The 25094-nt window shown below is 45.7% G+C and carries 23 protein-coding genes and 1 pseudogene; 12 read left to right on the top strand and 12 right to left on the bottom strand.

Annotation, left to right across the window (positions count from 1 at the left end):
- Positions 1–168: 168 nt before the first annotated feature.
- Both GSQ66_RS16345 and GSQ66_RS16340 read right to left on the bottom strand, forming a co-directional pair.
- A complete protein-coding gene (locus tag GSQ66_RS16345; RefSeq protein WP_162428443.1) occupies positions 169–1038 on the bottom strand; it encodes a tetratricopeptide repeat protein in 870 nt (289 codons plus the stop codon).
- Between the two features lie 63 nt (positions 1039–1101).
- Positions 1102–1407 carry an HU family DNA-binding protein gene (locus GSQ66_RS16340; RefSeq protein ID WP_007655567.1) on the bottom strand — a complete coding sequence of 102 codons (306 nt, stop codon included), beginning with the start codon at positions 1405–1407 and terminating at the stop codon, positions 1102–1104.
- A gap of 314 nt (positions 1408–1721) precedes the next feature.
- Between GSQ66_RS16340 and mutY the strand changes: the two genes are divergently transcribed.
- The 7 genes from mutY (at position 1722) to recG (ending at position 8377) form a co-directional block, all read left to right on the top strand.
- Entirely contained in the window at positions 1722–2810 is a 1089-nt protein-coding gene (gene mutY, locus GSQ66_RS16335) for an A/G-specific adenine glycosylase (protein WP_162428442.1), read from the top strand.
- Positions 2811–2913: 103 nt separating this feature from the next.
- Positions 2914–3381, top strand: a complete 468-nt coding sequence (locus GSQ66_RS16330; protein WP_162428441.1) for a single-stranded DNA-binding protein — start codon at positions 2914–2916, stop codon at positions 3379–3381.
- Positions 3382–3407: 26 nt separating this feature from the next.
- Positions 3408–4769, top strand: a complete 1362-nt coding sequence (gene gldE / locus GSQ66_RS16325) for a gliding motility-associated protein GldE (protein ID WP_238395728.1) — start codon at positions 3408–3410, stop codon at positions 4767–4769.
- Positions 4729–5349 carry a gliding motility lipoprotein GldD gene (gene gldD, locus GSQ66_RS16320; RefSeq protein WP_162428440.1) on the top strand — a complete coding sequence of 207 codons (621 nt, stop codon included), beginning with the start codon at positions 4729–4731 and terminating at the stop codon, positions 5347–5349. Before gldE ends, gldD begins: the two co-directional genes overlap by 41 nt.
- A gap of 49 nt (positions 5350–5398) precedes the next feature.
- Positions 5399–5653 carry a hypothetical protein gene (locus GSQ66_RS16315; protein ID WP_162428439.1) on the top strand — a complete coding sequence of 85 codons (255 nt, stop codon included), beginning with the start codon at positions 5399–5401 and terminating at the stop codon, positions 5651–5653.
- Between the two features lie 46 nt (positions 5654–5699).
- Positions 5700–6173, top strand: coding sequence for a hypothetical protein (locus GSQ66_RS16310; protein ID WP_162428438.1), 474 nt, complete (start codon positions 5700–5702; stop codon positions 6171–6173).
- Between the two features lie 104 nt (positions 6174–6277).
- Positions 6278–8377 carry an ATP-dependent DNA helicase RecG gene (gene recG, locus GSQ66_RS16305; protein ID WP_162428437.1) on the top strand — a complete coding sequence of 700 codons (2100 nt, stop codon included), beginning with the start codon at positions 6278–6280 and terminating at the stop codon, positions 8375–8377.
- A 7-nt stretch (positions 8378–8384) separates the two neighbouring features.
- Here recG and GSQ66_RS16300 read toward each other — a convergent pair whose 3' ends face one another.
- Positions 8385–8624 carry a hypothetical protein gene (locus GSQ66_RS16300; protein WP_162428436.1) on the bottom strand — a complete coding sequence of 80 codons (240 nt, stop codon included), beginning with the start codon at positions 8622–8624 and terminating at the stop codon, positions 8385–8387.
- Between the two features lie 294 nt (positions 8625–8918).
- Between GSQ66_RS16300 and GSQ66_RS16295 the strand changes: the two genes are divergently transcribed.
- A complete protein-coding gene (locus GSQ66_RS16295; RefSeq protein WP_162428435.1) occupies positions 8919–10367 on the top strand; it encodes a hypothetical protein in 1449 nt (482 codons plus the stop codon).
- Here GSQ66_RS16295 and GSQ66_RS16290 read toward each other — a convergent pair.
- From GSQ66_RS16290 to GSQ66_RS16255, 8 genes and pseudogenes are all read right to left on the bottom strand, one after another.
- Positions 10355–11089 carry a glycosyltransferase family 2 protein gene (locus GSQ66_RS16290; RefSeq protein WP_162428434.1) on the bottom strand — a complete coding sequence of 245 codons (735 nt, stop codon included), beginning with the start codon at positions 11087–11089 and terminating at the stop codon, positions 10355–10357. The two genes, GSQ66_RS16295 and GSQ66_RS16290, sit on opposite strands and share 13 nt — an antisense overlap.
- Positions 11090–11258: 169 nt before the next feature.
- Entirely contained in the window at positions 11259–13052 is a 1794-nt protein-coding gene (locus GSQ66_RS16285; RefSeq protein WP_162428433.1) for an acyl-CoA dehydrogenase family protein, read from the bottom strand.
- A gap of 188 nt (positions 13053–13240) precedes the next feature.
- On the bottom strand, positions 13241–14419 hold the full coding sequence (locus GSQ66_RS16280; RefSeq protein WP_162428432.1) for a thiolase family protein: 1179 nt from the start codon (positions 14417–14419) through the stop codon (positions 13241–13243).
- Positions 14420–14629: 210 nt separating this feature from the next.
- Positions 14630–14926: a GIY-YIG nuclease family protein gene (locus tag GSQ66_RS16275; RefSeq protein WP_162428431.1), complete on the bottom strand. Its 297-nt coding sequence runs from the start codon at positions 14924–14926 to the stop codon at positions 14630–14632.
- 79 nt (positions 14927–15005) lie between these two features.
- The gene (locus GSQ66_RS16270) at positions 15006–17408 is read right to left on the bottom strand and encodes a 3-hydroxyacyl-CoA dehydrogenase/enoyl-CoA hydratase family protein (protein WP_162428430.1); all 2403 of its coding nucleotides are present in this window, start codon (positions 17406–17408) and stop codon (positions 15006–15008) included.
- A 25-nt stretch (positions 17409–17433) separates the two neighbouring features.
- A pseudogene (locus tag GSQ66_RS16265) lies at positions 17434–17867 on the bottom strand (MarR family winged helix-turn-helix transcriptional regulator).
- A 197-nt stretch (positions 17868–18064) separates the two neighbouring features.
- Positions 18065–18586 carry a hypothetical protein gene (locus GSQ66_RS16260; RefSeq protein WP_162428429.1) on the bottom strand — a complete coding sequence of 174 codons (522 nt, stop codon included), beginning with the start codon at positions 18584–18586 and terminating at the stop codon, positions 18065–18067.
- A gap of 26 nt (positions 18587–18612) precedes the next feature.
- Entirely contained in the window at positions 18613–20376 is a 1764-nt protein-coding gene (locus GSQ66_RS16255) for an AMP-dependent synthetase/ligase (protein ID WP_162428428.1), read from the bottom strand.
- Between the two features lie 242 nt (positions 20377–20618).
- Between GSQ66_RS16255 and GSQ66_RS16250 the strand changes: the two genes are divergently transcribed.
- The 4 genes from GSQ66_RS16250 (at position 20619) to murQ (ending at position 23971) form a co-directional block, all read left to right on the top strand.
- A complete protein-coding gene (locus GSQ66_RS16250; protein WP_162428427.1) occupies positions 20619–21776 on the top strand; it encodes a formimidoylglutamase in 1158 nt (385 codons plus the stop codon).
- A gap of 140 nt (positions 21777–21916) precedes the next feature.
- A complete protein-coding gene (locus GSQ66_RS16245; RefSeq protein ID WP_162428426.1) occupies positions 21917–22171 on the top strand; it encodes a cytochrome b5 domain-containing protein in 255 nt (84 codons plus the stop codon).
- Between the two features lie 59 nt (positions 22172–22230).
- A complete protein-coding gene (locus GSQ66_RS16240; RefSeq protein ID WP_162428425.1) occupies positions 22231–23103 on the top strand; it encodes a hypothetical protein in 873 nt (290 codons plus the stop codon).
- Positions 23104–23197: 94 nt separating this feature from the next.
- A complete protein-coding gene (murQ, locus tag GSQ66_RS16235) occupies positions 23198–23971 on the top strand; it encodes an N-acetylmuramic acid 6-phosphate etherase (RefSeq protein ID WP_238395905.1) in 774 nt (257 codons plus the stop codon).
- A gap of 10 nt (positions 23972–23981) precedes the next feature.
- Here the strand turns inward: murQ and GSQ66_RS16230 are convergent, their stop codons facing one another.
- A complete protein-coding gene (locus tag GSQ66_RS16230; RefSeq protein WP_162428423.1) occupies positions 23982–25079 on the bottom strand; it encodes a hypothetical protein in 1098 nt (365 codons plus the stop codon).
- Positions 25080–25094 lie beyond the last annotated feature (15 nt).

The raw sequence follows: 25094 nt of genomic DNA, 5'->3' as shown, positions 1-25094 counted from the left end.
GTGCGGTAGCAAAGTGGGCTCCCTAAAACGCAGAAGAAATTACTTCTTCTTGTGTCTGTTCTTTCTTAGGCGCTTCTTTCTTTTGTGTGTAGCGATCTTATGTCTTTTTCTTTTCTTTCCGCAAGGCATAGTCTTGAAGTTTTGTATTTGTGAATAATTTCTTTAATACTATTTAAGTCGGGCCAGGTACTCATCAACTGAGGCTGCCAGCGCCGGGTCGTCTTTCATTGTCTTTACCTTGTTAAACAAGGTCTTTGCTCTTTCGTTCTGGCCAGTCTCTGCCAGCGATACAGCCAGGTAGAAGTTGCCTTCCACATGCTCAGGATTTACTTCAACCAGCTTCTCAAAGTGGCCAAGCGCCTTATCGTACTGCTTGGTCTGCACAGAAAGTATACCTAAGTTGAAAAGCGCCTTCTCATTATCCGGGTCAGTTGCAATTACTTCGCGCAGCATTGTAATACCCTGCATTGGGCTTGCGCTTGCAATGTAGGTCATGGCTACGTTGGTTTTTGCATCTAGGTCAGCAGGGTTGTTCTTCAGTACTTTTTCGTACATGGTACGGGCTTTCGCTCCCATTTCTGCTGCGCGTTCCTGCGTAGCGGCGTAGGTAAAAGCACTGAAGTAGCTATCACCGGCTTTCTTGAAAATGCGTTCGCCTGGTCTGGCTTCCGCTACTGTCTCGAAATAATAACCTGCACTGTCGAATTTAGCTACTGCTGTATAAGCCTCTGCCAGTTCTGTTGCCAGCAATGTGCGCTGCTGCTTGTCGGTTGCTTTGTTGTAGCGGGCTCTAACTGTAGCCAGCTCCATCATTTGCTCCGGTGTTGCAGTAGTTGCATGCGGGTCAGCACTGGCAGCAGCTTCTTCGCCATGCCCGTGGCCATCATCAGCTGAGTGGCCTTCCGGCATAGCAGTTTCTGTATCGTTCTTCGCCAGATTCTCTTTATCATCATCATTAACAACTACTTTAGGCAGAAAGAATATACCTGCCACTAAGGCAATCGCCACAATAACTAATATAATCTGGTTGCGTGTCATGTTTAAAAACGAGTAGCTGTTAAGTAAAGAATAGCAAAATCAGACGGCAAAGATACGAAAGAATTAAGAATGAGCCAGTTCTTTGATCTTTTTGCTGTTCTTAATCTTCGCGATGAAGGTTTTAGACGGCTTAAAGCTAGGAATAAAGTGCTCATCAATAATAATAGACGTATTTTTAGAGATGTTACGAGCTACTTTTTTGGCGCGCTTCTTATTTACAAAGCTTCCAAAACCTCTCACGTAGATGTTGTTACCATCTGCCATTGAGTCTTTCACTACTTTGAAAAAAGCCTCGATGGTAGATTGAACATCAGCCTTATCAATCCCTGTTTTATCAGCAATTTCTGATATTACTTCTGCTTTAGTCACTTTCTTGAGTTTTATGAATTATAAAATATGATAAATTTCCAATATTGAGTGGTAACAATTGCACCAAGTCCGTTATTTTCGGGGCACAAAGGTAATTTTACTTTTCGAGATGTAAAAGTTTTATGCTTAAATTATTAACTATAAATTCCTAATTCTTAAGCCCATCTACTCAGTTCGTTACAAAGGTACAATATAAATTTCCCGGGCCCACGTTGCACAACTATAGTTATTTCAATACTTGCAATTTGCCTGAGGCATCAGAACAAAACTATAACTTTATCAGTTCTACAATCCCACGCAGCTCCTGATTACATATGACAAATACCCCCTCCTATTTCTCCCAAACGCTGATAAGCTGGTATAACCGGAACAAAAGAAATTTACCGTGGCGTGCTACCACCACCCCCTATCATATCTGGTTATCAGAGGTTATACTGCAGCAAACGCGCGTAAACCAGGGGCTGCCTTATTACCTGAAATTTACAGAAACATACCCCACCGTACAGGACCTTGCCGCTGCTCCCGAAGACGAAGTACTAAGACTATGGCAGGGACTTGGGTACTACTCCCGGGCCCGCAACATGCACCATACCGCCAAACAAATTGTACAGGAATACGACGGTAACTTCCCCGGCAACTATAGCGAACTACTGAAACTAAAAGGAGTTGGCAACTATACGGCCGCGGCCATTGCTGCTTTTGCCATTAAAGAACAGGTAGCCGTGCTGGATGGTAACGTATTCAGAGTGCTTTCTCGTGTGTTTGGTATTTCTGAAGATATTGCAGTGCCGTCATCCCGTAAAATTTTCCAGGAGCAGGCCGACCAGTTGGTTCCAGCCAATGAGCCGGACACCTATAACCAGGCGATCATGGAGTTTGGTGCCATACAGTGCACACCCATTATGCCCGACTGCCTGTTTTGCCCGTTCCAGCAATCCTGTTTTGCGTTTACACATGGCCTGGTGCAGGAACTACCAGTAAAATCGAAAGCCAAAGCGGCACGGCCACGTTACTTTCACTACCTGATTTTTGAGTGGCAGGGCCAGTACTATATGCGCAAACGCCTGGAAGGCGACATCTGGCAGGGCCTTTACGACTTTTACCTGCACGAGAGCACCGCCAAAGAACTCCTCACCGAACCCTTGCTTAAAGAGCTGAATGCAGCTGGCATCCCTGTACAGGCGGAGCATTTAACACCACCCCGAAAAGAGTATAAACACATTCTCAGCCATCAGAAAATAACTGCTAAATTTTACCTTATAAAGCTGGACATCAGGCTGAAAGACACAGTAGAACAGGAAACGAGATTAGCGCTGCATACACCCGAAAAAATAGATGAACTTCCGAAGCCGGTTTTGATCAGCAACTATTTGAAAGATGCCAGGATTTTAGTAAGTTTATAAACTGAACTTTTTAAACACTAAATTTGTAGTTCAGTAAGCCATATTGCCTCCGGCTAGGTTGTCGGAGTAGCCCAATTAATTAACTATTTAAACTTAAAGAGACATGGCAAGTGTAAACAAAGTAATCCTGATCGGAAACCTGGGCAAAGACCCTGAAGTACGTCATTTAGAAGGTGGTGTGGCTGTAGCCCGCTTCCCTTTAGCAACCTCCGAAACCTTTAAGGATAAAAGCGGTCAAAAACAGGAGAAAACCGAATGGCATAACATCGTGTTATGGCGCGGCCTGGCCGAGGTAGCAGAAAAGTATCTGCGCAAAGGTCAGTCTGTTTTTATTGAAGGCAAGATCCGAACAAGCCAATACCAGGACAAAGAAGGAAACCAGCGTTACTCTACAGAAATTGTAGCCGATAACATGACCATGTTAACGCGTGGTGAAGGTGGCTCATCAGAAGGCGGAAACTTCCAGGGAAGTGCAGCAACTTCTTCAGCGGGTAGCAACTATAACGCCGGAGCTGCAACGGCCCCTGCCGGTGTAGCACAGAACGACGAGCCAGACGACCTGCCGTTCTAATCCTTGTTTAACTAAACATTTGAATTTTGGGAAGTATAGATCCTGGAGACCCCCTGAGTTATAGTTTACTGCAGTTATTCCAAAACACGTCTGCTTTACTCAGGATTGAATACATAACAGCTATACTTGGCTGTACTATCCTTTTGCTGCTTTCTGCCCTTGCTTCAGGGGCGGAAGCAGCATTTTTTTCTTTGCAGGAGCAGGACCTGGATAAGCTTAAATCAAGTACCCACCCTACCGATAAGCGCATTGTTGCTTTGCTGGATGACCCGCGCCAATTGCTCACGCACATTCTTATCATCAACAATGCTATTAATGTAAGTATTATTACCCTGTTTGCTTACATTGCCTGGTTGCTGTTTGGTAAACTGGGTATAGTTGAGTTTGCAGGCTGTATGCTGTTTGCTACTTTTCTGATCGTTTTTTTTGGTGAAGTTCTGCCAAAAGTTTATGCTCACAAAAGGCCATTAACTATAGCAAGACGTGCCGCTCCGGGTTTAACTGCTCTAAAGCCCTTTGTGCAGCCGTTTGCAAAGCTGCTTATGAGTATTGGCAACACTATAGAAACCCGCTATGGTACCCGCAGCTACAAACATACCATGAAGGAGCTGAAAAACAGTCTGGATATCGCCCTTACCAACGAAGACACCTCTCCGGAAGAACGCAGGATCCTGCGTGGCGTAGTAAACTTTGGTTCCATTACTGTCAGACAGATAATGCGTCCGCGAGTAGATATAGTCGCTTTTAAGACCACCCTTACGTTACCCGAGTTACTTCCTGAAATAACAAAATGGGGTTATTCGCGGGTGCCGGTTTATAGTGTAACTACTGATAAGATAGAAGGCATACTTTACGTTAAGGACCTGTTACCGCATATAAACAAAGGCCCTGAATTTAAGTGGCAAGAACTGCTTCGCGAACCATTCTTTGTGCCGGACAACAAACGCATTGCAGATCTTTTCCAGGATTTTAAGGACAAGCACGTGCATATGGCCATCGTTCTGAATGAATTTGGTGCAACCACCGGTTTGCTTACCCTGGAAGATATAGTGGAGGAGATTGTAGGCGAGATAACCGATGAGTTTGACAACGATGAGATCATCTACTCCCAGTTAGATAAAAATACCTTTATCTTTGATGCAAAGACATCGCTGCACGACTTTTGTAAAATAACCGAAGTGCCTTTCGATGCTTTTGATGAAGTAAAAGGAGATTCTGAGTCTGTGGCCGGGCTGATGCTCTCGCTTTTCTCACGTATTCCGAGGGTTGGCGAAACTATAAACTACGGCCATTTCCATTTCACGATAGAGTCTGCGGACAGCAAACGCGTAAAACGAGTAAAAATAAATGTCGGAAGCAAAAAAAAACGTTACCACAAAGTCAGCTAAGTTACAAGTAGGGTTATGGGTTGCCCTGGCGCTTGCCATTGTTTCCTGTGGAACAGAATATACCCCAAAACCCAAAGGCTATAACCGAATCGATCTTCCGGCACAAACATACCAGCCCCTCAATGCACAACACCCTTATAGTTTTGAGTATTCGAGCAACGCCAAGGTTCGCCCTGATTCGTCGCGGATAGCCCAGCCCCACTGGCTGCACATTATTTACCCAAGCCTTGGCGCCGATGTGCAGCTAACGTACAAAGACATACAAGGCAGCGATAAAATACTAAACGACCTGGTAGAAGATGCCCGCAAACTAACCGGCAAACACCAGATAAAAGCCTACTCTATTGAAGAGACCGAAGTAAAAACCCCAACCGGCGACATGGCCTCGGTATTCGAGCTCGAAGGTGAAGTCCCAAGCCAGTTCCAGTTCTATGTAACTGACTCTACCAAACATTTCCTGCGTGGCGCATTATACTTCCGTACTGCTACTCAAAATGACTCTCTTTCTCCCGTTATCGAATTCATAAAGCATGATGTAATTCACATGCTGAACACGCTGAAGTGGCAGGAAGGGAAGTAATTGTTGCTTGTCGCTTGTTTTAAGGAACTATAACTATAGTTGATAACGGATGCCTACTGTAATTGGGTTTATAGTTATTGCTACTGGCGCATTTGTTTGCTGGGCTCTTAAAGGCTTTAAAGGTGAATTTAACGACGAAATGGTAGGCCCTTATGACTTGTCTTCTCAAAAACGCCATCGGAATTTAATTATAGGCACGTTAGTTATTGGCTTATTCTTTTTTGTTCTTATTAAGTATTTTGAAAGCATTCAGCCAGAGCCTAAGGTAATTATTCTTGATAAAGATTTTAAGTTTGTTAAGTAACTATAGTTGCTAATTGCTTTAGGTTCTCTTCATTCAGGATTTCTTTATGATTTATAGAATCACCGCATCAAACTTAGATATCATAAATCATTTGGTTTTCGATGCCAGTGTTCAATCGGATGATCTTAAGAAGCTAACTATAGGTAAACCTATTGAGTTTGAAATAGAGCGAAGATGCCTTGAAGATGTAAACAGGAAACGTTTTCCATTTTGGACAACTACAAGTTTCGGCGGTAAAAAATCGTTAATCAGATTTTCAGGAGTAAGTAAAGTTGAATTCGAAGGAATTGACGAAGTGTTTACAGATAACCATTTTATCAATGAGCTTACTTTTAACCCACAAAGCAAAGTACTTGAGATGAATACATCTTTTGGCCTATCCGTGAAATTCACATTTTGCGACGAACTTTATGGCCAGTTAATTGATATAAGGGATAGTGATTATGGAGCTGGCCAACTAATGGGCTCAAAAGGCTTTACAAAAGAAGAATGGGAAACAAAGTTGAAACTATCTTCCTAATCCTGCCAATCCTAGAATCCTGCAAATCCTGATTCAGACAATTTCTGTATCTTTATCTCATTCATAATTCTTAATTCCTAATTCATAATTTACCCCCGTAGGTTTTGAGCAACTTCTTCCATACTAAGATCGAGTTTCTGAAAGGAATAGGCCCTATGCGTGCCGAGCTGTTGCAGAAGGAGCTCAACATGTATACTTACGGCGACCTGATACAGCATTACCCCTTCCGTTACTTAGACCGCACCCAGTTTTACCGCATTGCCGAGCTTGATGAAACCATGCCATACGTGCAGGTGCGCGGGCGTGTGCGAGGCAAGCAATTGCTAGGCGAAGGTCGAAAACAACGCCTGGCTGCTACGTTGGTTGACGAAGCTGGTGACGAGATGGAACTGGTATGGTTTAAGGGTGTGAAGTGGATGGAAAAATCGCTGAAGAACCATACCGACTATATTGTTTTCGGGAAGCCGACGGAGTTTAACGGCAAGTTTAATATGGCTCACCCGGAGCTGGAAGAGCTGGCCGAAGAAAAACAGACCACCTCCTTTCTGCAGCCGGTTTACCATACAACTGAGAAACTAAAAGCCCACCGCATCGACAGCAAAGTGATCTCGAAATACATCGAAACACTTTTAAAAATCGCGGCACCCAACATACAGGAAACCCTTTCGCCGGACCTGATAGACCATTACCGCCTGACTGATAAGCGAAGTGCGCTACAAAACATCCACTTCCCGGAATCGGTAGAGAAATATAATGCGGCCAAATTCAGGCTTAAGTTTGAAGAGCTTTTTTACATACAGCTGCGCCTGTTGCGCCAGAAAGTAGTGCGCCGCGCCGATCTGGCCGGGCAGATCTTTAAGCAGGTACCAACGGTAACGGAGTTCTACAAAAACCACATGACCTTCGACCTGACTGGGGCACAGAAGCGGGTTATAAAAGAGATACACAAAGACCTGATCTCGGGCAAGCAAATGAACCGCCTGCTGCAGGGCGATGTGGGTTCCGGTAAAACTATAGTTGCATTCATCACCATGCTGATCGCGGCAGATAACGGGGCGCAGTCGGTGCTGATGGCACCAACCGAGATATTAGCAGACCAGCACTATACCGGCCTGAAAGAATTCGCGGATCGCTTAGGCATTAAGATCGGTAAACTGACAGGCTCAAGCAAAACTAAAGAGCGACGCGAACTGCACGATCAACTTCGTTCCGGCGAAATGAAAATGATCGTGGGTACGCATGCTTTGCTGGAAGATGTGGTACAGTTTCATAACCTGGGCTTGTGTATAGTTGATGAGCAGCACCGTTTCGGCGTAGAGCAGCGCTCCAAACTATGGCGCAAAAATCCGCGCATCATTCCGCATGTGTTGGTTATGACAGCCACTCCTATTCCGCGTACGCTGGCCATGACCTTGTATGGCGACCTGGATGTTTCGGTAATTGATGAGATGCCGGCCGGCCGTAAAGAAATCGTTACCGTGCACCGTTTTGATTCCCACCGTTTGCGCGTGTTCCAGTTTGTGCGCGACCAGATAAAGTTAGGACGCCAAATCTATATAGTTTACCCGCTTATAGAAGAATCGGAGCAGATGGAGAACTATAAAGACCTGATGGATGGCTACGAAAGTGTGAGAAGAGCCTTTCCGGAGTACCAGGTAAGCATGGTGCATGGCAAACTCAAAGCGCAGGATAAAGATTACGAAATGCAGCGCTTTGTAAAGCACGAAACCCAGATAATGGTAGCCACCACGGTTATAGAAGTGGGTGTAAACGTGCCGAATGCTTCGGTGATGATCATAGAAAGTGCAGAACGGTTTGGTCTGTCGCAGTTGCACCAGTTGCGTGGGCGTGTAGGCCGAGGGGCCGAGCAAAGCTACTGTATCCTTATGACGGGTTATAAGCTCAGCAAAGACAGCAAAACGCGCCTGGAGACAATGGTACGCACCAACAACGGCTTCGAAATTGCTGATATCGACCTGAAGCTACGTGGACCCGGCGATCTGATGGGCACCCAGCAAAGTGGCGTGCTCGACCTGCTTATTTCCGACCTTGCCAAGGATGCACCTATACTTCAGGAAGCACGTGCTGCTGCACAGAAGATCTTACAGGAAGACCCGCAACTCGAACATGCCGAACATCAGAACATCCGCAGGCACATTCAGTCGTTGAGCGCAAATACTGTAAACTGGAGCCGTATCAGCTAAAAATCCATCATTTTATAGTTGCCTGTGTTACTACAAAGGTTTGCACAGGTTCGGTATACAGACCGCTTTGATGTTGCTGCATATTACCGTTTGAAAGTACTGGCAACGGTTTTTCGGCAGCATGTGGTGCTGTGCTAACTATAACCTGAGGGTTATCGGCAGAAGCAGGAATCAGTTTATCTTCTTTAGTTATTTTGCTAATCAGTAAAAGTGCTGTAAATGCTAGTATCTTAAGTATGAACCTCATTTTATCTTATTTAATCAGGCTTACATCATACATCATGAGCTTGTTACAGCAACTACCTACTATCGGGTGGAGCAACGAAAAAGCTGGCTGACAGGCTCTTTTTTTGATGTGACTGAAATGTAAACATGTTCATATCAACACATACAAGCATAGCCTTGGATTTGTATATTAACAGAATAAATCCTATTTGTTCCACACGAAACAACATAGCTGTTATGCTGTTAGCCGGTGCCTGAAATAAATTTGACTAATCTCGCACTTAACATTAAGTTTGAGCTTTAAAAGCTGATTCCTGTGAAAAACCTGCTCTTCGTTTTCGTATTTGTTGTGCTATCCGTAGCCGCTTTTGGTCAGTCCAGAAAAAAGGGGGAAGTGCCATTTGAGTATCACCCTAATTTATCTGAAGACAGGTACAACCAACGCATTACCAATAAAACCATAGCCACAGGTCCTGAACAGTTTATAATTCTTAGCCGCAAAGCAAATGGCAGCTATGGCGTACAGAAATACGAGGCTGGCCTGGCAAAACGATGGGATGCAACAATACCCCTTACAACAGAGCAGACAGTTTATGGTTTCTATACTACCAAAGATGCAGCTATAGTTGTAACACACACTAAGGCGGGCGCTACACAACAATTGCATGGATATTATATTAACCTGGCAAATGGTACACTAAAAGACAGGCAACTGCTACAGGAGAGCCCTGTTTCTAACCGCGAGCCTGGCATCGCTTTCTCGCAGGATGGCTCAAAACTACTTGTATTCCATTACCTGGCCGACAGCAACTATAAGATCAGAAGCATGAGCGGCTCGTTGTTTGACGAGAAGCTGGAAAAGATAAAAGACATTAACTATAACCTGAATGATGTGCGCGATGTGCTGTCGGTGGATGTGCAGGTGAGCAACACAGGCGAGCAGTATCTGAGCCTGATATCGGACAACATGAACCGCCTTACAGTACGCCAGTATAGTTTAAAAGCCCCGAAAGCGAAGGTAATGAGCGTACTGGTTGGTGGTGTATTTGGCGGCAAAAAAGTTTACATCATGGATTCGCGGTTTAAGCTGATGCCGGATGACCAACTATACGGAGCCGTAATTACAGCAGAAGAAGCCTCTGGCTTATACTATAGTCTGAAAGCAGTTCGGTTTAACTTCGAAGCAGAAGACATGGTCTTTGCCGAAGAGTTTAAATTCTCCCCGATATACCTGGCTAAAATAAACAGCCTGAACAAAGCAGATACAACTAAACCAAAACGCTTCGAAGACATTTACCTCACCGATCTGCTGCAGACTGCCGATAATAAGCTGATCGTGCTGGCAGAAAAGAAATACACGATGGGTGGCAAGACCTCTCCCTACTTTGCCAAAGAAATGCTGCTGTTTGCCTACGATGAGTACATGAACTCTGCCTGGAACTCTGTTTTGATGAAGCATCAGCAGTCTCCTGCAGAAGATGCTTTCTCCGGGATCTCATACACCGCTTACCTGAACGGCAACACCCTGAACCTGCTTACCCTGGAAGAACTTGATAATAAAAACGACCTTTACCTGCGCCAGATCAACACTAAAACAGGTGAGATAAGTGAGGCAAAAGGAGTGCGCCTGAATGTGGCAAACGACAAAGAGCTGGCTTATGTAAAGGATTTCACTAGCTGGTTCTCTGATAAGGATGTTGCTGTTGTAGTCCGGCCTAAAAAACGGGAAGCAGGCCTTAAACTATACCATATTCAGTTAAAATAATGTTTCAGGTATAGTTGTGGCTCTTTGGCTGGCGTGGTAACCGATTTGTAATGTAGCTTTTTAGTAAAAGATGTCAGTTGCAGGCACATGTGCGAGAAACCTACATAATTCACAATATCAACGTACATGTTAAACTCTTTGCGTGAGCCGTCCAGCACTCCCAGTTTATCCACTTTGTAGGTGTTTATAGCAGACCAGGGCATCCAGCGTACTACTTTTTTATGGCGCAACATGTAGCGGTTAATGGCTACCTCCAGTTGATAACACTTTAGCCGTTGCCTTAGCACCTGTTTCAGGTCAGCAGTTTGCAGTATGCGTTCCCCTGATAGCAATACATCGCTCCGATACCACTTCACAAACCAAGGGGAATTAATACGACGCATGATGATCATATCTACTTCATGGCACTCCTTGTAAGCATCTAAGGCAGCTTCCAGCTCTTCTTTTCTTAATCCCTGCAGATCCGCATCCATCATCAGTAATGTGGCATAATCTACGTATTGCAACCCCTGCTTTATGGCTTTTGTTTTACCATGGTTACGCAGCAACCTGATAACTTCTACAGTAGGCCAGTTTGCTTCAATATAATCTGCTGTTCCGTCCGTAGACCCATCATCTACACAAATTACCTGCTGTACCGATTGCGTGCTGACAACTATATCAAGCACCTTTGCAATTCGCTCACGTTCGTTATAACAAGGTATAAGGCAGCTTACTTTCATTAGTTACTATAGGTTTATAGTTAGGGCGCTGCCTTTCATACGTAAAACCTGCTGTTGCATTTACATTTTTGAACTATAAATATTGCTTTTATTATATTAAATTAGACAGATAAAATAAAAAAAGGCTTTCCTTAAAGGGAAAGCCTTTTAAACTATAAATGGTCAGAAATTAATAAACGTACTCGTTTGCTTCGATAAGCGCTGCTGCAATACGACGGCGGGCATCTTTTGTATTGAACAGGTCTTTTTTGGTGAAGCGTTTTAAGCCCATAAATAACAGGCGCTGCTCATCCCCTTCCGCCATAGATGCGATAGCTTCCTTACCAGCTATAAACGATGCATCTACCGCATCATTCACTACCACACGGGCAATGTCTATCTGGTTTGCAACGGCCTCTTCACCTTTTGTGCCGATCATTTTCTCAACGCGCAGTAAAGTAGATTCAGCCACATACGTTTTGATGGCCATATCGGCGATGTTCATCAGCACTTCCTGTTCTTTTGCCAGTGAAGCCATGTATTTCTGTACTGCAGTACCCGCTACTAACAGGATTGCCTTTTTCAGGTTACGGATAGCTTTATGTTCAGCAGCAAATAAACCACCTTCTTCTTCCGCTCCGAAATCCGGAATAGCCATCAATTCGTTCTGCACATTCTGGGCAGGCCCCATCAGGTCAAGCTCACCGTTCATCGCTTTCTTCAGGATCATGTCCACGGTAAGCATGCGGTTGATCTCGTTGGTACCTTCGAAAATACGGTTGATGCGGGAATCACGGTACGCGCGGTCCATTGGGTAGTCAGCTGAGAAACCGTAACCACCATAGATCTGCACACCTTCGTCTACCACATAATCCAGCACTTCAGAACCTTCTACTTTCAGCATGGCACACTCCACGGCAAACTCCTTTGCAGCACCTAACAGCGCTTCGTTCTCGTCTTTTCCGGCAGCCATCAGCTCCTGCTCCATGCGGTAAATATCCATACCTGAGCGGTACTGCGCTGATTCTACAGCAAAAATGCGTATTGCCTGCTCTGCCAGTTTATGACGGATTGCGCCGAACTTAGAGATTGGCAGTTTAAACTGATGACGCTCGTTTGCATATTTCACCGACAGGTCAGCTACTTTTTTAGAAGCACCCAGCGTAGCAGCACAAAGCTTGATACGGCCAATGTTCAGGATGTTGAAAGCGATCAAATGGCCTTTGCCGATCTCGCCCAGCACATTCTCTTTCGGAACCTCGCAGTCTGTTAAGAATACCTGGCGGGTTGAGGAGCCTTTGATACCCATCTTATGCTCTTCGTTACCAAGGCTTAGGCCCGGATAATCTTTTTCAACTATAAAACCTGTGAACTTGTCGCCATCCACCTGTGCAAAAACGATGAATACGTCCGCAAAACCTGCGTTTGTGATCCACATTTTCTGCCCGTTCAGGATGTAGTGCGTTCCGGCTTCGTTCAGTACGGCTTTGGTTTTAGCTGCCAGTGCATCCGAACCAGAGCCCGGCTCTGTTAAGCAGTAAGACGACATCCACTCGCCGCTCACCAACTTAGGAATGTACTTCTGCTTCTGCTCTTCGGTGCCAAAATATAAAATTGGCAATGTGCCGATACCCGTGTGTGCTGCAAAAGCAACCGGAAACGAGTGGCCACCGCCAACAGACTCGGTAACCAGCAGCGATGTGTTAAAGTCCATGTTCAGGCCACCGTACTGCTCCGGTATAGATACTGCAAATAAGCCGAGCTCGCCAGCCTTTTTCATCAGGCTTTCCATCAGGCCTTCTTCGTGGTTGTCCAGTCTGTCAAGTAGGGGCATTACTTCTTCCTGTACAAAGTCAAGACAGGTCTGAGCCATCATGCGTTGCTCTTCGGTAAAATCTTCGGGCGTAAACACGTCCTGCGGATTCGTTTCCTTTATCAGGAACTCACCACCTTTAAGTATTGCGGTTTTATTTTGAGTTTCCATGGTGATGTATGTTTTAAGGTTTTAGATACAGTTATAGTTAGTTTTGTTTTACTGGCTAATGCTGGCGCGTGCGTCCTCGCTCGTGACTAACTATAGTTGGGCCTCTGGCCCAGTTGAGTTACAAGCTCAACATTATTGTAAGACACGAGTTACAAACTCGCGCCAGCATTAGTCTTTTGTCAAGATACTTACTTCAGCAATTCATAGATACCGGCCACACCCTGGCCACCACCAACGCAGGCGGTTACCATGCCGTACTTTTTGCCTAAGCGGCGCAGTTCATGGAATTGCTGGATAGAGAGCTTCGCACCGGAGCAACCAAGCGGGTGACCTAAAGCAATAGCCCCACCACTCACGTTCAACTTGGCAGGATCAAAATCCAGGTGGCGCATTACGGCGATAGACTGGGCAGCAAAAGCTTCGTTCATCTCGATCAGGTCGATATCGTTCAGCGTCATGCCAGCCATTTTCAGGGCTTTCGGAACAGCAGCGATCGGCCCCATACCCATAATGCGCGGATCAACACCACCGGTAGCATAGCTTACCAGGCGGGCAATCGGCTCCAGGTTCAGTTCTTTTACCATGCGCTCGCTCATAACTATAACGAAGGCAGCGCCGTCTGATGTCTGTGATGAGTTACCGGCCGTGACCGTACCGCCAGCGGCAAACACCGGCTTCAGGCGAGCTAATGCTTCCATAGATGTATCGGCACGTGGACCTTCATCCGTATCAACTACATAGCTGCGGGTTTTCTTTTTGCCGTTCTCGTCCAGGTAAGTTTCCTCAACGGTAATCGGCACGATCTGTTCTTTAAAGTAGCCGTTCTTGATCGCGTTAATTGCTTTCTGGTGCGAGTTATAAGCAAACTCATCCTGATCTTCACGTGAAACCTTATAGTCGTTTGCTACTGCTTCGGCCGTTAAGCCCATGCTCAGGTACCAGTCCGGGTTATTTTTGGCGATGTTATAGTTAGGCACTGTCTTCCAGCCAACCGTTGGCACCAGCGACATAGATTCTGTACCACCAGCCACTATACAGTCAGCCATACCAGCAGAGATGCGGTTTGCGGCAATAGCTATAGTTTCCAGTCCGGATCCGCAGTAACGATTCACCGTCATCCCAGAAACTGACATTGGCAACGCCAGCAACGAGATCATACGGCCGATCTGCAGGCCCTGCTCTGCTTCCGGTACCGCGTTCCCAACTATAAGGTCGTCTACACGCTCCGGGTCTAAGGCTGGCACAGAAGCCATTAGGTGTTTGATGACATCAGCGGCCAGGTCATCAGGTCTGGTGAACCGAAATCCGCCACGGCCCGCTTTACCCACGGCGCTACGAAATCCGGCTACGATATATGCATTGTTCATTTTGATGCTCTTTTATAGTTTATACTATCAGCTATACTTTCTTATCTGTTTTTGTCATCCTGAGTTCTAGGTGGTCCATTGACAGTAGCTCCAGCTTAACCTCCCTTCTAACAAGTTTCTTACAGAATGACAGAGAGTGTTTATTTATACTTTAAACATCCCCATTTGTCATCTTGTAAAGATCTTGGTGGCTGGGAGATGAAGGCTTATTTAGTCATCAACCTTAAGAAACTGTAAGTATGGATTTTCACTTTTAATGAGCTCCATCTTTTTTTCACGGCTTAATAGCTTCAGTTCCTTTTCCCGTTCTATGGCGTGCTGCACATAAGTATAGCGCTCATAGTACAAGAGTTTATAGCAGTAGTAGCGACCGGCAAAAGTTTCCGATTTACCCCTGTTTTCCTTATGCTGCTCCAACCTAACTGCTAAGTCATTCGTCACGCCAACATAGAGTACCGTTTTACCCGGATTAGTAGTGATATAGACGAAGTAGTTATGGCTTTTCATAGCTAAGGCTTAACCTCCCTTCTACCAAGATCCTTTCAGGATGACAAAGAACGTGGGTTACAACTTAACCCATCAAACATTAATTTCTCAACGGCTTGCCTGTGGTCAGGATGCTCTGGATACGCTCCAGCGTTTTGCGCTCACCTGTCAGCGACAGGAAGGCTTCACGCTCCAGGTCAAGCAGGTACTGTTCGCTCACCTCAGTTGGGGCAGATAAGTCGCCACCGCACATTACATAAGCCAGTTTCTGAGAGATCTTCAGGTCGTGCTCCGACATGTAACGACCGGTCATCATCGCGTTGGCACCTGTCAGGAACATACCTAATGCTCCCCGGCCCTGCACTTTAATATCCGTACGTTGTACCGGTTTGGTGTAGCCAGCATCAGCCAGAAGTATCGCCTGCGCTTTCGCGTCTGCAATCAGGCGGTTACTGTTTATAGTTATACCATCCGATTTGCGCATAAAGCCCAGGTCTACCGCTTCTTTAGCCGACGTAGAAACCTTTGCCATACCAATGTTCAGGAACACGTTTTTCAGGTCGTTGTACTCGATATCACCATCAGCATACATATCAGCAGCACGCAGCGTCATTTCTTTGGTACCGCCACCGCCAGGTATCAGACCAACACCAAACTCTACCAGGCCCATGTAGGTCTCAGCAGCAGCCTGTATATGGTCGACGTGCAGGTTAAGCTCGCAGCCACCGCCCAGCGTTAAACCATGCGGTGCACCAACTACAGGTATAGCCGAATAGCGCATGCGCATCATGGTGTTCTGGAACTGGCGGATGATCATGTTCAGTTCATCGAAATCCTGATCCAGGGCATACATGTAGATAAGGCCCACGTTGGCACCGGCAGAGAAATTTGCTCCCTGGTTACCCACTACCATCCCACGGAAATCCTTTTCGGCAAGGTCGATCCCTTTGTTCAGGGCCATGATCACGTCGCCGCCCATAGTGTTCATTTTGGTATGGAACTCAACGTTCAGAATGCCATCACCCAGGTCAGTTATAGTTGCGCCGGTATTTTTCCAGATTACTTTGTTCTCGCGCAGGTTTTCCAGGATAATGAAGTTCTCGGCACCCGGTATGGCTTTGTATGCCTTGCTGTTGATGTCGTAGTAGCGGCGTGTGCCGTTCTCCACGATGTAGAAGGACTCTTTGCCGCTGTTCAGCATTTCTTCTACCCAGGCAGCAGGCTTGTAACCGGCTTCTGTCATGCGCTGCACGCCTTCGCGGGCACCAATGGCATCCCAGTACTCAAACGGACCAAGCTCCCAGCCAAAGCCGGCACGCATGGCATCATCTATTCTGTATAGTTCATCAGAGATCTCAGGAATGCGGTTACTCACATACTGGAACAAACCATAAAGCGACTCATTGAAGAACTGTGCAGCTTTGTCTGATTGTCCAGCGAAAGTTTTTACTCGCTTCTTCAGGTCTTCGATCGGCTTCAGCACTTCCAGGCTTTGGAACTTAGCGCGTTGCTTTGGTCCGTACTCCAGCGTGTTCAGGTCCAGCGTCAGTATCTCTGTTTTACCTTTCGCGTCTTTAGTTTTCTTATAGAAACCCTGACCGGTCTTATCGCCCAGCCATTTGTTCTCCACCATTTTCTGCAGGTAACCTGGCAACTGGAACATTTCACGCGACTCATCCTTCTCGCCGGTCTGGTACAGCCCGTTAGCCACGTTAGCCAGTGTATCCAACCCAACCACATCCAGCGTTCTGAAAGTAGCTGATTTCGGACGGCCGATGATCGGACCGGAAATTCTGTCAACTTCGTCAACGTTCAGGCCGAGTTTGTTCATTACCTGCAGGCCCTGCATGATGGCGTAAATACCAACACGGTTGGCAATAAAGGCAGGTGTATCTTTCGCCAGTACTGTAGTCTTACCCAAGTACAGATCGCCATAGTGCATCAGGAAATCAACTATAGCCGGATCGGTTTCAGGCGTAGGAATAATTTCCAGAAGCTTTAAGTAGCGTGGCGGGTTGAAGAAGTGCGTACCGCAGAAGTGTTTCCTGAAATCATCAGAGCGGCCTTCCAGCATCAGGTGGATTGGAATACCCGATGTATTGGAAGTGATCAATGTACCCGGCTTGCGATGCTGCTCTACCTGGTCGTACACAATCTTCTTGATCTTCAGGTTTTCCACTACCACCTCAATGGTCCAGTCGGCAGTAGCGATGTCCTTCATGTTATCTTCGAAGTTGCCTGTCTGTATCAGGCGTGCATCGGCTTTGCGGTAGATCGGCGACGGGTTAGAGGCTAAGGCTGCCTGCAACGAGCTGTTTACAATGCGGTTACGAACGGCTTTGTTTTCCAGCGTCAGGCCTTTTTTCTCTTCGTCGGGCGTCAGCTCCTTCGGTACAATGTCGAGCAGCAGTACCTGCACCCCGATGTTGGCAAAATGGCAGGCAATGCGCGAGCCCATCACACCGGATCCAAGTACGGCTACTTTCTTAATTATCCTCTTCATAGAATAGCTTATAGTTGTCTATGGGTTAAAATATCTCTTTGTTCTCGATCATAGTTTGTATGCGTCCGCACACTTTAAAAAAAGCATCCAGTTCTTCCTGCGGTATAGTTTCGTATACTTTATGGTTAAAGCGCAGCACAGTCTTTCTCGAAATTTCTTTTTCTCCAATCCTTTCTTTGTCAGGAAAATGCGCACAAGGCGCTTATCGCTGGGGTCCGAAACTTTAAAGATCAGCTTCTTCTCCTCCATGCTTTTCAGGATGCGGGTAAGGCTGCGGGCCTCCAGACCCAGTAATGGAGCAATTTTGGTAGCAGGCGTACCTGCTTCCTGGTCTATGTTCAACAACACAAACCCGATAGATGTTGTAATGTCGTTCTTGGCAGCCTCGGTGTTATACATGCGCGAGATAGCATGCCAACATACTTTCACATTATAATCTACTGTCTCTTCTGGCTTCATGTACAAATAATGGTGTATACCAAATATATAAAATAATGTTATGCAAGCATACTATTTATGAAAATTTATTCGGCATGCATAAAATATAGTACGAAGGAGGTGCTTTACAGATACTATAGTTATCGTTTTAACAATCAGGCATTAAAAAAGCCCTCCGTTTTGGGGAGGGCTCTTAATGTCATTACAATTCTTGCTACTTACAATTGGTCAGGTGAAGAATAATCCAGCACCTGATTTTCGAGGCCATGCTTTCTTTCGCGCCAGATATCAACCAAAATAAGAATCAGAAAAATTGCTACTAGATTAATCTTAAGCATAAAGTCATAACTCTCTAATAAATATGACATATTGAAGACAGAAGAGAATATCGCAAAATTAAACTTAAATCCATTTTCTATCCCAATTAGGCTTACTAATCCAGAACTATAGCTTAGACCATTACCAAACATACTAAAGTGTACTGTTTGCAGTGCTTGGTTTATAATAGACAGAATAATCCCATACGTAACCTCCTTTTCTGAAAGAAGGTGTCGTCCAGCGTATATTGAAAAACTAAACAACCCAAGACCGACTAAAATTACCAGAAGTATTCCTCCACTAACAGTTTCAGTATAGAGCATGATTTTGCTCATTACCCAAAACCCAAGTATTCCTCCAATAATCTGAATCCATCCAATTACTTTTAAAGTTATCTGTGAATTCTTAATTCGTAAATTCATCTACAGCTATTTTTGAACTTTATAGCCTAAAACATGCTATCGATCTCATTCTTATAGTTGGCAGAGATTATCTTACGCTTCACTTTAAGGGTTGGGGTAAGCTCGCCGCTTTCTACAGTCCACATGTTCGGGATGAGCTTAAACTTCTTCACAGTCTCGTATTGAGCAAGACCATGATTGGCTTTCTCGATCTCACGCTTGAATTTCTCCACTATCTCCGGCTTTGTGATCATGTCAGCATCTGTAGTGTAAGGTATGCCTTTATGCATGCAATAGTCCTGCAGGCCCATGAACGACGGAACTATAAGCGCTGCAGCATATTTCTGACCATCACCTACTACCATTACCTGCTCAATCACTACAGATTCTTTCAGCTTATTCTCGATCGGCTGCGGCGCTACATACTTTCCACCGGAAGTTTTAAACATTTCTTTCTTGCGATCCGTGATCTTCAGGTATTTGCCATGAACCATTTCGCCAATGTCGCCTGTATGGAACCAGCCGTCGCTGTCAATAACTTCGGCAGTTAACTCAGGCTTGTTATAGTAACCTTTCATTACATGCGGTCCGCGGGTAAGTATCTCGCCGTCTGCTTCAGCTATCTTCACCTCCACATTATCAATGTTCAGACCTACCGTACCGATCATGTTATTTTCAGGCTCAAAGCGGTTGAATGTAATTACCGGCGATGTTTCTGTTAAACCGTAACCTTCCATCACCCGGATGTTAGCAGCCCAGAACACACGTGCCAAACGTGGCTGCAACGCAGCACCACCCGAAACGATAGCAATAACATTACCCCCAAGCGCTTCGCGCCATTTGCTAAAGATAAGCTTATTGGCCAGTGCCAGCTGCTGGTTGTACCACCAGCCGTTGTCTTTCTGAGTATCGTACTTCAGACCAAGCTCCAGTGCCCAGAAAAACAGCTTGCGCTTCACGCCTGTCAGTTCCATGCCTTTAGCCACGATCTTATCATAAACTTTTTCGAGCAGGCGCGGCACGGTTGTAAATATGTGCGGCTGCACTTCTTTCAGGTTGTCGGCTACTTTTTCTATACTTTCGGCATAGTAAATAGAGACCCCGATACGCAGGTACATATACATAAGCATACGCTCGAAAATATGGCACAACGGCAGGAAGCTGAGTGCGCGGTGCGTGTTGTTTACAGGCACATAGTTTACAATGCCCTGCACGTTGCTCACGATATTATTATGCGTCAGCATTACACCTTTCGGATTGCCAGTGGTACCGGAAGTATAAATGATAGTCAGGATATCATCAGCAGTAACGGCGTCGCGAAGCTCATTTAATTGCTCCGGATTCTCCAGCTGCTTGCCCATCTCCACCACTTCCGACCAATGCTTGGCACCATGTACCTCATCAAATGTATAGATCTCTTTTACGCCGTCCAGGCCATCTGTAGCAGCAACTACTTTGTTGTATAGTTCGCTATCGGCTACAAAAATTGCTTTTACTTCAGCATCATTAAAGATATAACGGTAATCCTCAACAGTTATAGTCGGGTACATCGGCACACTTATGGCGCCAATCTGTTGTATACCATAATCTGCAAACACCCACTCCGGGCGGTTGAAAGAGATAATGGCTACCTTGTCGTTTTTACCAATACCCAGCTTTAAAAGCCCCAGGCTTACAAGGTCCGACATCTTCTGCACATCCTGGGTGCTGTATTTCACCCATTGTCCGTTTACTTTGGCAGCAAGGCAATCTTGCTTGGGAAAGTTGTTTAACTGGTGCGACAAAAAATCGATGGTGCGGGTGATGCTCATGCTGTTTATATCTTTATATAGCGTGTAACCTAAACTATAACAGAGCCCGGAAATATAATTACTGGCTCATCATTAGTGCATTTTAATTATTTTTTTTCTTTTCTCCCACTTTCGCTCTCATAAATATTTAATATGCGTTATATTACACTCCCTAATTTACCTTTATTTACCGGCCTATAGCCAACTACTACAGTTATACCCATAGTTATGGTATTTCAAAATTAAAGTAAAGCAGCCACTGTATGAACCTGTCGATCTTTTTTGAACCGCTGAACGAAGATGTTTTTGCAGCGCTTAACAAGCCCCGTACCCTGGGCTCCTATATAAGCCGTTTTGTAAGCAAGTTCCCAGACTGGCGCGCTGCCGACATTGCCATATTGGGCATAAACGAAACGCGTGGCAGTGGAAATGAAGAAAATACCGACCCAACTCTGGCTGCTGCCCGTGCTGTACGCAAAAAACTATATGCACTTAACAAAGGCGCAGGCAGCTGCAGAATAGTAGACCTGGGCAACCTGAGACCCGGCATCACGCTGGATGATACGTACCTGCGCATAAAAGAAATTGTAGAAGTGCTTATCTCGCATGGTACCATACCTGTACTAATTGGCGGATCGCATGACCTGGAGTATGGGCAGTTTATGGGTTACGAGCATCTGGAACGCGTAATAAATATGGTTACCGTAGACTGCAGCGTGGATATGACCGAAGACACAGATGCTACTCCTAATAAAAAGCAGCTGCGGAGCATACTTATGCATGAGCCAAACTACCTGTTCAGCCTTGGGCAGATCGGGTACCAGTCGTATTTAGTGGAGCCGGAGGTAATGGCCACACTGGAGAAAATGCATTTTGAAGCTTACCGCGTGGGTGAAGTGCATCGTAACGTGCAGGAAATGGAGCCTGTAGTTCGCCTTGCCGACCTGTTAACTATAGATGTGGCTGCCATCAGGCACCAGGACGCACCGGGCTACGAGCCTGCCAACCCCTTTGGCTTAACCGGCGAAGAAGCCTGCCAGCTATGCTGGTACGCCGGCCTGAATGATAACCTGACCTCCCTCGGAATTTATGAATACAACCCGGCACTGGATGAGCGTGAACTGACAGCCATGACCGTTGCAACGATGATCTGGTATTTTATTGAAGGGTTTTACCACCGCAAGAATGAGATCAGTTTTAACAGTAAACAGTTCACAAAATATGCCGTTGCCTTTAATGATAACCCGGATAGAATGGTATTCTACAAAAGCAAGCAGAGCGAAAAGTGGTGGCTGGAAGTAGAATCGCTGACAGAAGGAAAGACTACCCGCGTGGTGCCCTGCAGTTATGAAGATTATCTGCAGGCAACTAAAGGTGAAGTCCCGAACCGCTGGATACTTACGCAGGCACGTATCGGGTAACTTTACAGACGCAAACCTCTAGAACCTAGAGATATAGCGAGTTTATAGTTGGAACGAACCTGCCTTTGTAAACTATAGATCTTTGTACATAAAGGTGATTGTCAAACATCCACGACTCCAGAATTACAACTTAAAGAAACATGCCCTTACCCGAATACACTTTACAACAGCTTGCCTCACGCAACGGCCAGGACAGAGACGATGTTTGGGTAGCATATAAAGGCGTAATTTATGATGTCAGAAAATCAAGGTTATGGCGCACAGGCAACCATTACGAGCACTGGGCCGGCCAGGACCTGACTGAAGAATTAAAAAATGCACCCCATACTGAATTTGTTTTTGATAAATTTGAGGCAGTAGGGCTGGTAAAAAACTCCGTGTACCGTACAGAATAATCCGGATAACCAATATCCGTAACTATACATAAGCATCTTTATATTTTAATTTACAGCATATGGTTCTTATTGCAGATAGTGGCTCTACAAAAACAGACTGGAACGCTCTAAATCATACAGAAGTACTGCAAAAAGTACAGACAGTGGGCTTTAACCCCATGTACCAGGAGACGGAAGACATCTATAAAGAGCTTAGTAACTCGTTACTCCCGAACCTTACTGATAAGAAACCATCGGCTATTTATTATTATGGTGCAGGCTGCAGCTCGCCGGAGCGCAACAAGAAGGTTTCGGACGCCTTGCAGCGCCTTTTCCCTGAAAGTGAGGTCAACGTAGACCATGACCTGCTAAGTGCGGCACGTGCGCTGTGTGGCCACAACCCGGGCATTGCCTGCATACTTGGCACTGGCTCCAATTCATGCCTTTATGATGGCGCGCAGATAATTGATAATGTGCCCTCGCTGGGATTTCTGCTGGGTGATGAGGGCAGCGGCGCTTACTTAGGCAAATTACTGATGCGCTCTTATTTTTACCGCGAGCTGCCCGAAGAACTGGCACAATCACTGAAAAACACCTACCACATTACCAAAGACGAATTTCTGGATGCGGTTTATGGTGCCGAAGTGCCGAGCCGGTATATGGCTACGTTTGCTAAGTTTGCACACGATAAGCGCAAGCATCCGTTTATAAAAGAACTGATCTATACCAACTTCGAAAACTTTTTTGAGCGCCACGTACTCAAATATAAAGGGCACATGGAGTTGCCGGTAAACTTTGTAGGCTCTATTGCTTATTACTTTGCCGACAACCTGAAAATGGCTGCCAAAAAGTACGGGCTTCGGATCGAAACTATCATCCAGAGTCCAAGCGAAGGACTGATCAAATATCATCAGGAGTTGCTTGAGAAATCAGGTGCGACCAAAAATGTATAGTTTATACAGCAGGGCAATTCATCATTTATAATTAATAATTAGAGTAAACGTGTCTACCACCGAATCCGCATCTAATTACGACCGCCTGGAGCAAATGCCTGTCCGCCAGTTACTGGAAAGCATAAACAACGAAGACAAAACCGTTCCGCTGGCTGTAGAAAAAGCTATCCCGCAACTGGAGCAACTGGTTAATGCTACCGTAGAAAGATTGCAGCAGGGTGGCAGGTTATTTTATATTGGTGCCGGCACCAGTGGCCGTTTAGGTGTGGTAGATGCCTCGGAGTGCCCGCCTACGTATGGCGTACCCCATGGCATGGTGATTGGCCTGATAGCAGGTGGCGACGCAGCCATACGCAAGGCAGTAGAATTTGCGGAAGACGATGAGCAGCAAGCCTGGAAAGACCTGCTGCAGTATAATATTACTGATAAAGATATAGTAGTAGGTATTGCAGCTTCCGGGCGGACCCCCTATGTGATCGGGGGGTTAAAAACCTGCCGTGAAAATGGAATTGCTACCGGCTGTATAGTTTGCAATGCCGCCAGCGCCGTTGCCGGCGTTTCTGATTATCCTGTTGAGGTTGTAACCGGCCCTGAATTTGTAACGGGCAGCACCCGCATGAAAGCCGGAACCGCCCAGAAGCTGGCACTTAACATGCTCACCACCTCTACCATGATACGGCTGGGCCGTGTAAAAGGCAACAAGATGGTGGATATGCAGCTTTCAAACTTAAAGCTGGTAGACCGTGGCACACGTATGCTGATGGAAGAACTGCAGCTGGGCAGGGCCGAAGCGGCCGCTTTACTACAAAAGTATGGAAGTGTGCGTGCAGCTATAGTTGCCTACCGAAACGGTGATACACAGGCATAACTATAGTTTGTTATTCCCTGGTAGTAAGGGCTCTTTCTGCTGAAACCAGCCCACGGGTAAGTTCTTCTGCTGCATCCCTGCCAGGCACAATATAATTCGCAACCGACCATCTATAGCCCAGCATAAAACGATTGTCGCTTAAACTATAAAGCACTTTCCGGCGGTAATCATCAACGGGCTCTAATCCAATTTCGGCACGCAGGTCATTCACTTTCTTTTCTTCCTTTTTACTCAGATCCTCTACCAGGTATTTATTCAGTGCCTTAAGTTTTTTGTCGCCTTCGCAGTCTTTTTTGTTGGTACAGGCTACGCGCACCAGTGCCCTGGTTTTATAGTAACGTGTTCCTTTTTGCGTTTCCATAAGGTAAGCCGCTGCCTGTGGCGAAATATGCCCTTTCTGCACAGCTTCCTTTAAAATCTCTGAAAAGTCGAACCCTTTTTTTGCTGTTGTCTGCCGTTCTATAACAATACTGAATCTCGGGAGCTGTTCTATAGTATCGCCGACACCGATCAGCTTTTCGCCGGGGTAGCCGCGCTTTTGTATTGTTCTCAGCAAAATATCCACGTTCTCGTTTTCTATTTTACGGAGCGTATCAGCATAAACCCTTAAACCGCCTTTCGCAAGCCTGAAGTACTTATCACGGGCATATAGTTCATCCAGGTCGGCTCTTACATCCAGGTTAGCGTGGCGTTTATATTTTTTGCGGTACTTCGGATATTTCTTCTGTAGCTTTTTCCAGTCTTTTGATTCGTGCAAGGGTTTAAAAACCTCCTGCTTCTCTATAAATTCCAGCTTCACTCCTTTTAGGGCAAGCTCTTCCAGGTAACTATAGGTCTGTGTATAGTTCTCTGTCAGGGTTGCGCAAACGGCAGCGTTGTAATAGTCACGGGCAAAGGGCTCTGGCACAGCTTTAAAAGCTTCGGCATATTTATCCAGCGCAGCACTATAGTCTTTACGGAGCACCAGCATTTCGGCCTCATGAATAACCGGGTAATACGCTTTAATGTAATCTGTTTCCTTATTTTCAGCTCTTGCCTGCTGCACCAGCAGAACAGCAAAAACCAATAGAGTAAAGCGCAGATATTTTAGGGGCGTAACTGAGAACATACTATTTGTAAGGGT

It is taken from the genome of Pontibacter pudoricolor, assembly GCF_010092985.1.
Classification (GTDB): Bacteria; Bacteroidota; Bacteroidia; order Cytophagales; family Hymenobacteraceae; genus Pontibacter; species Pontibacter pudoricolor.
This window is presented reverse-complemented; position numbering and strand designations above follow the sequence as displayed.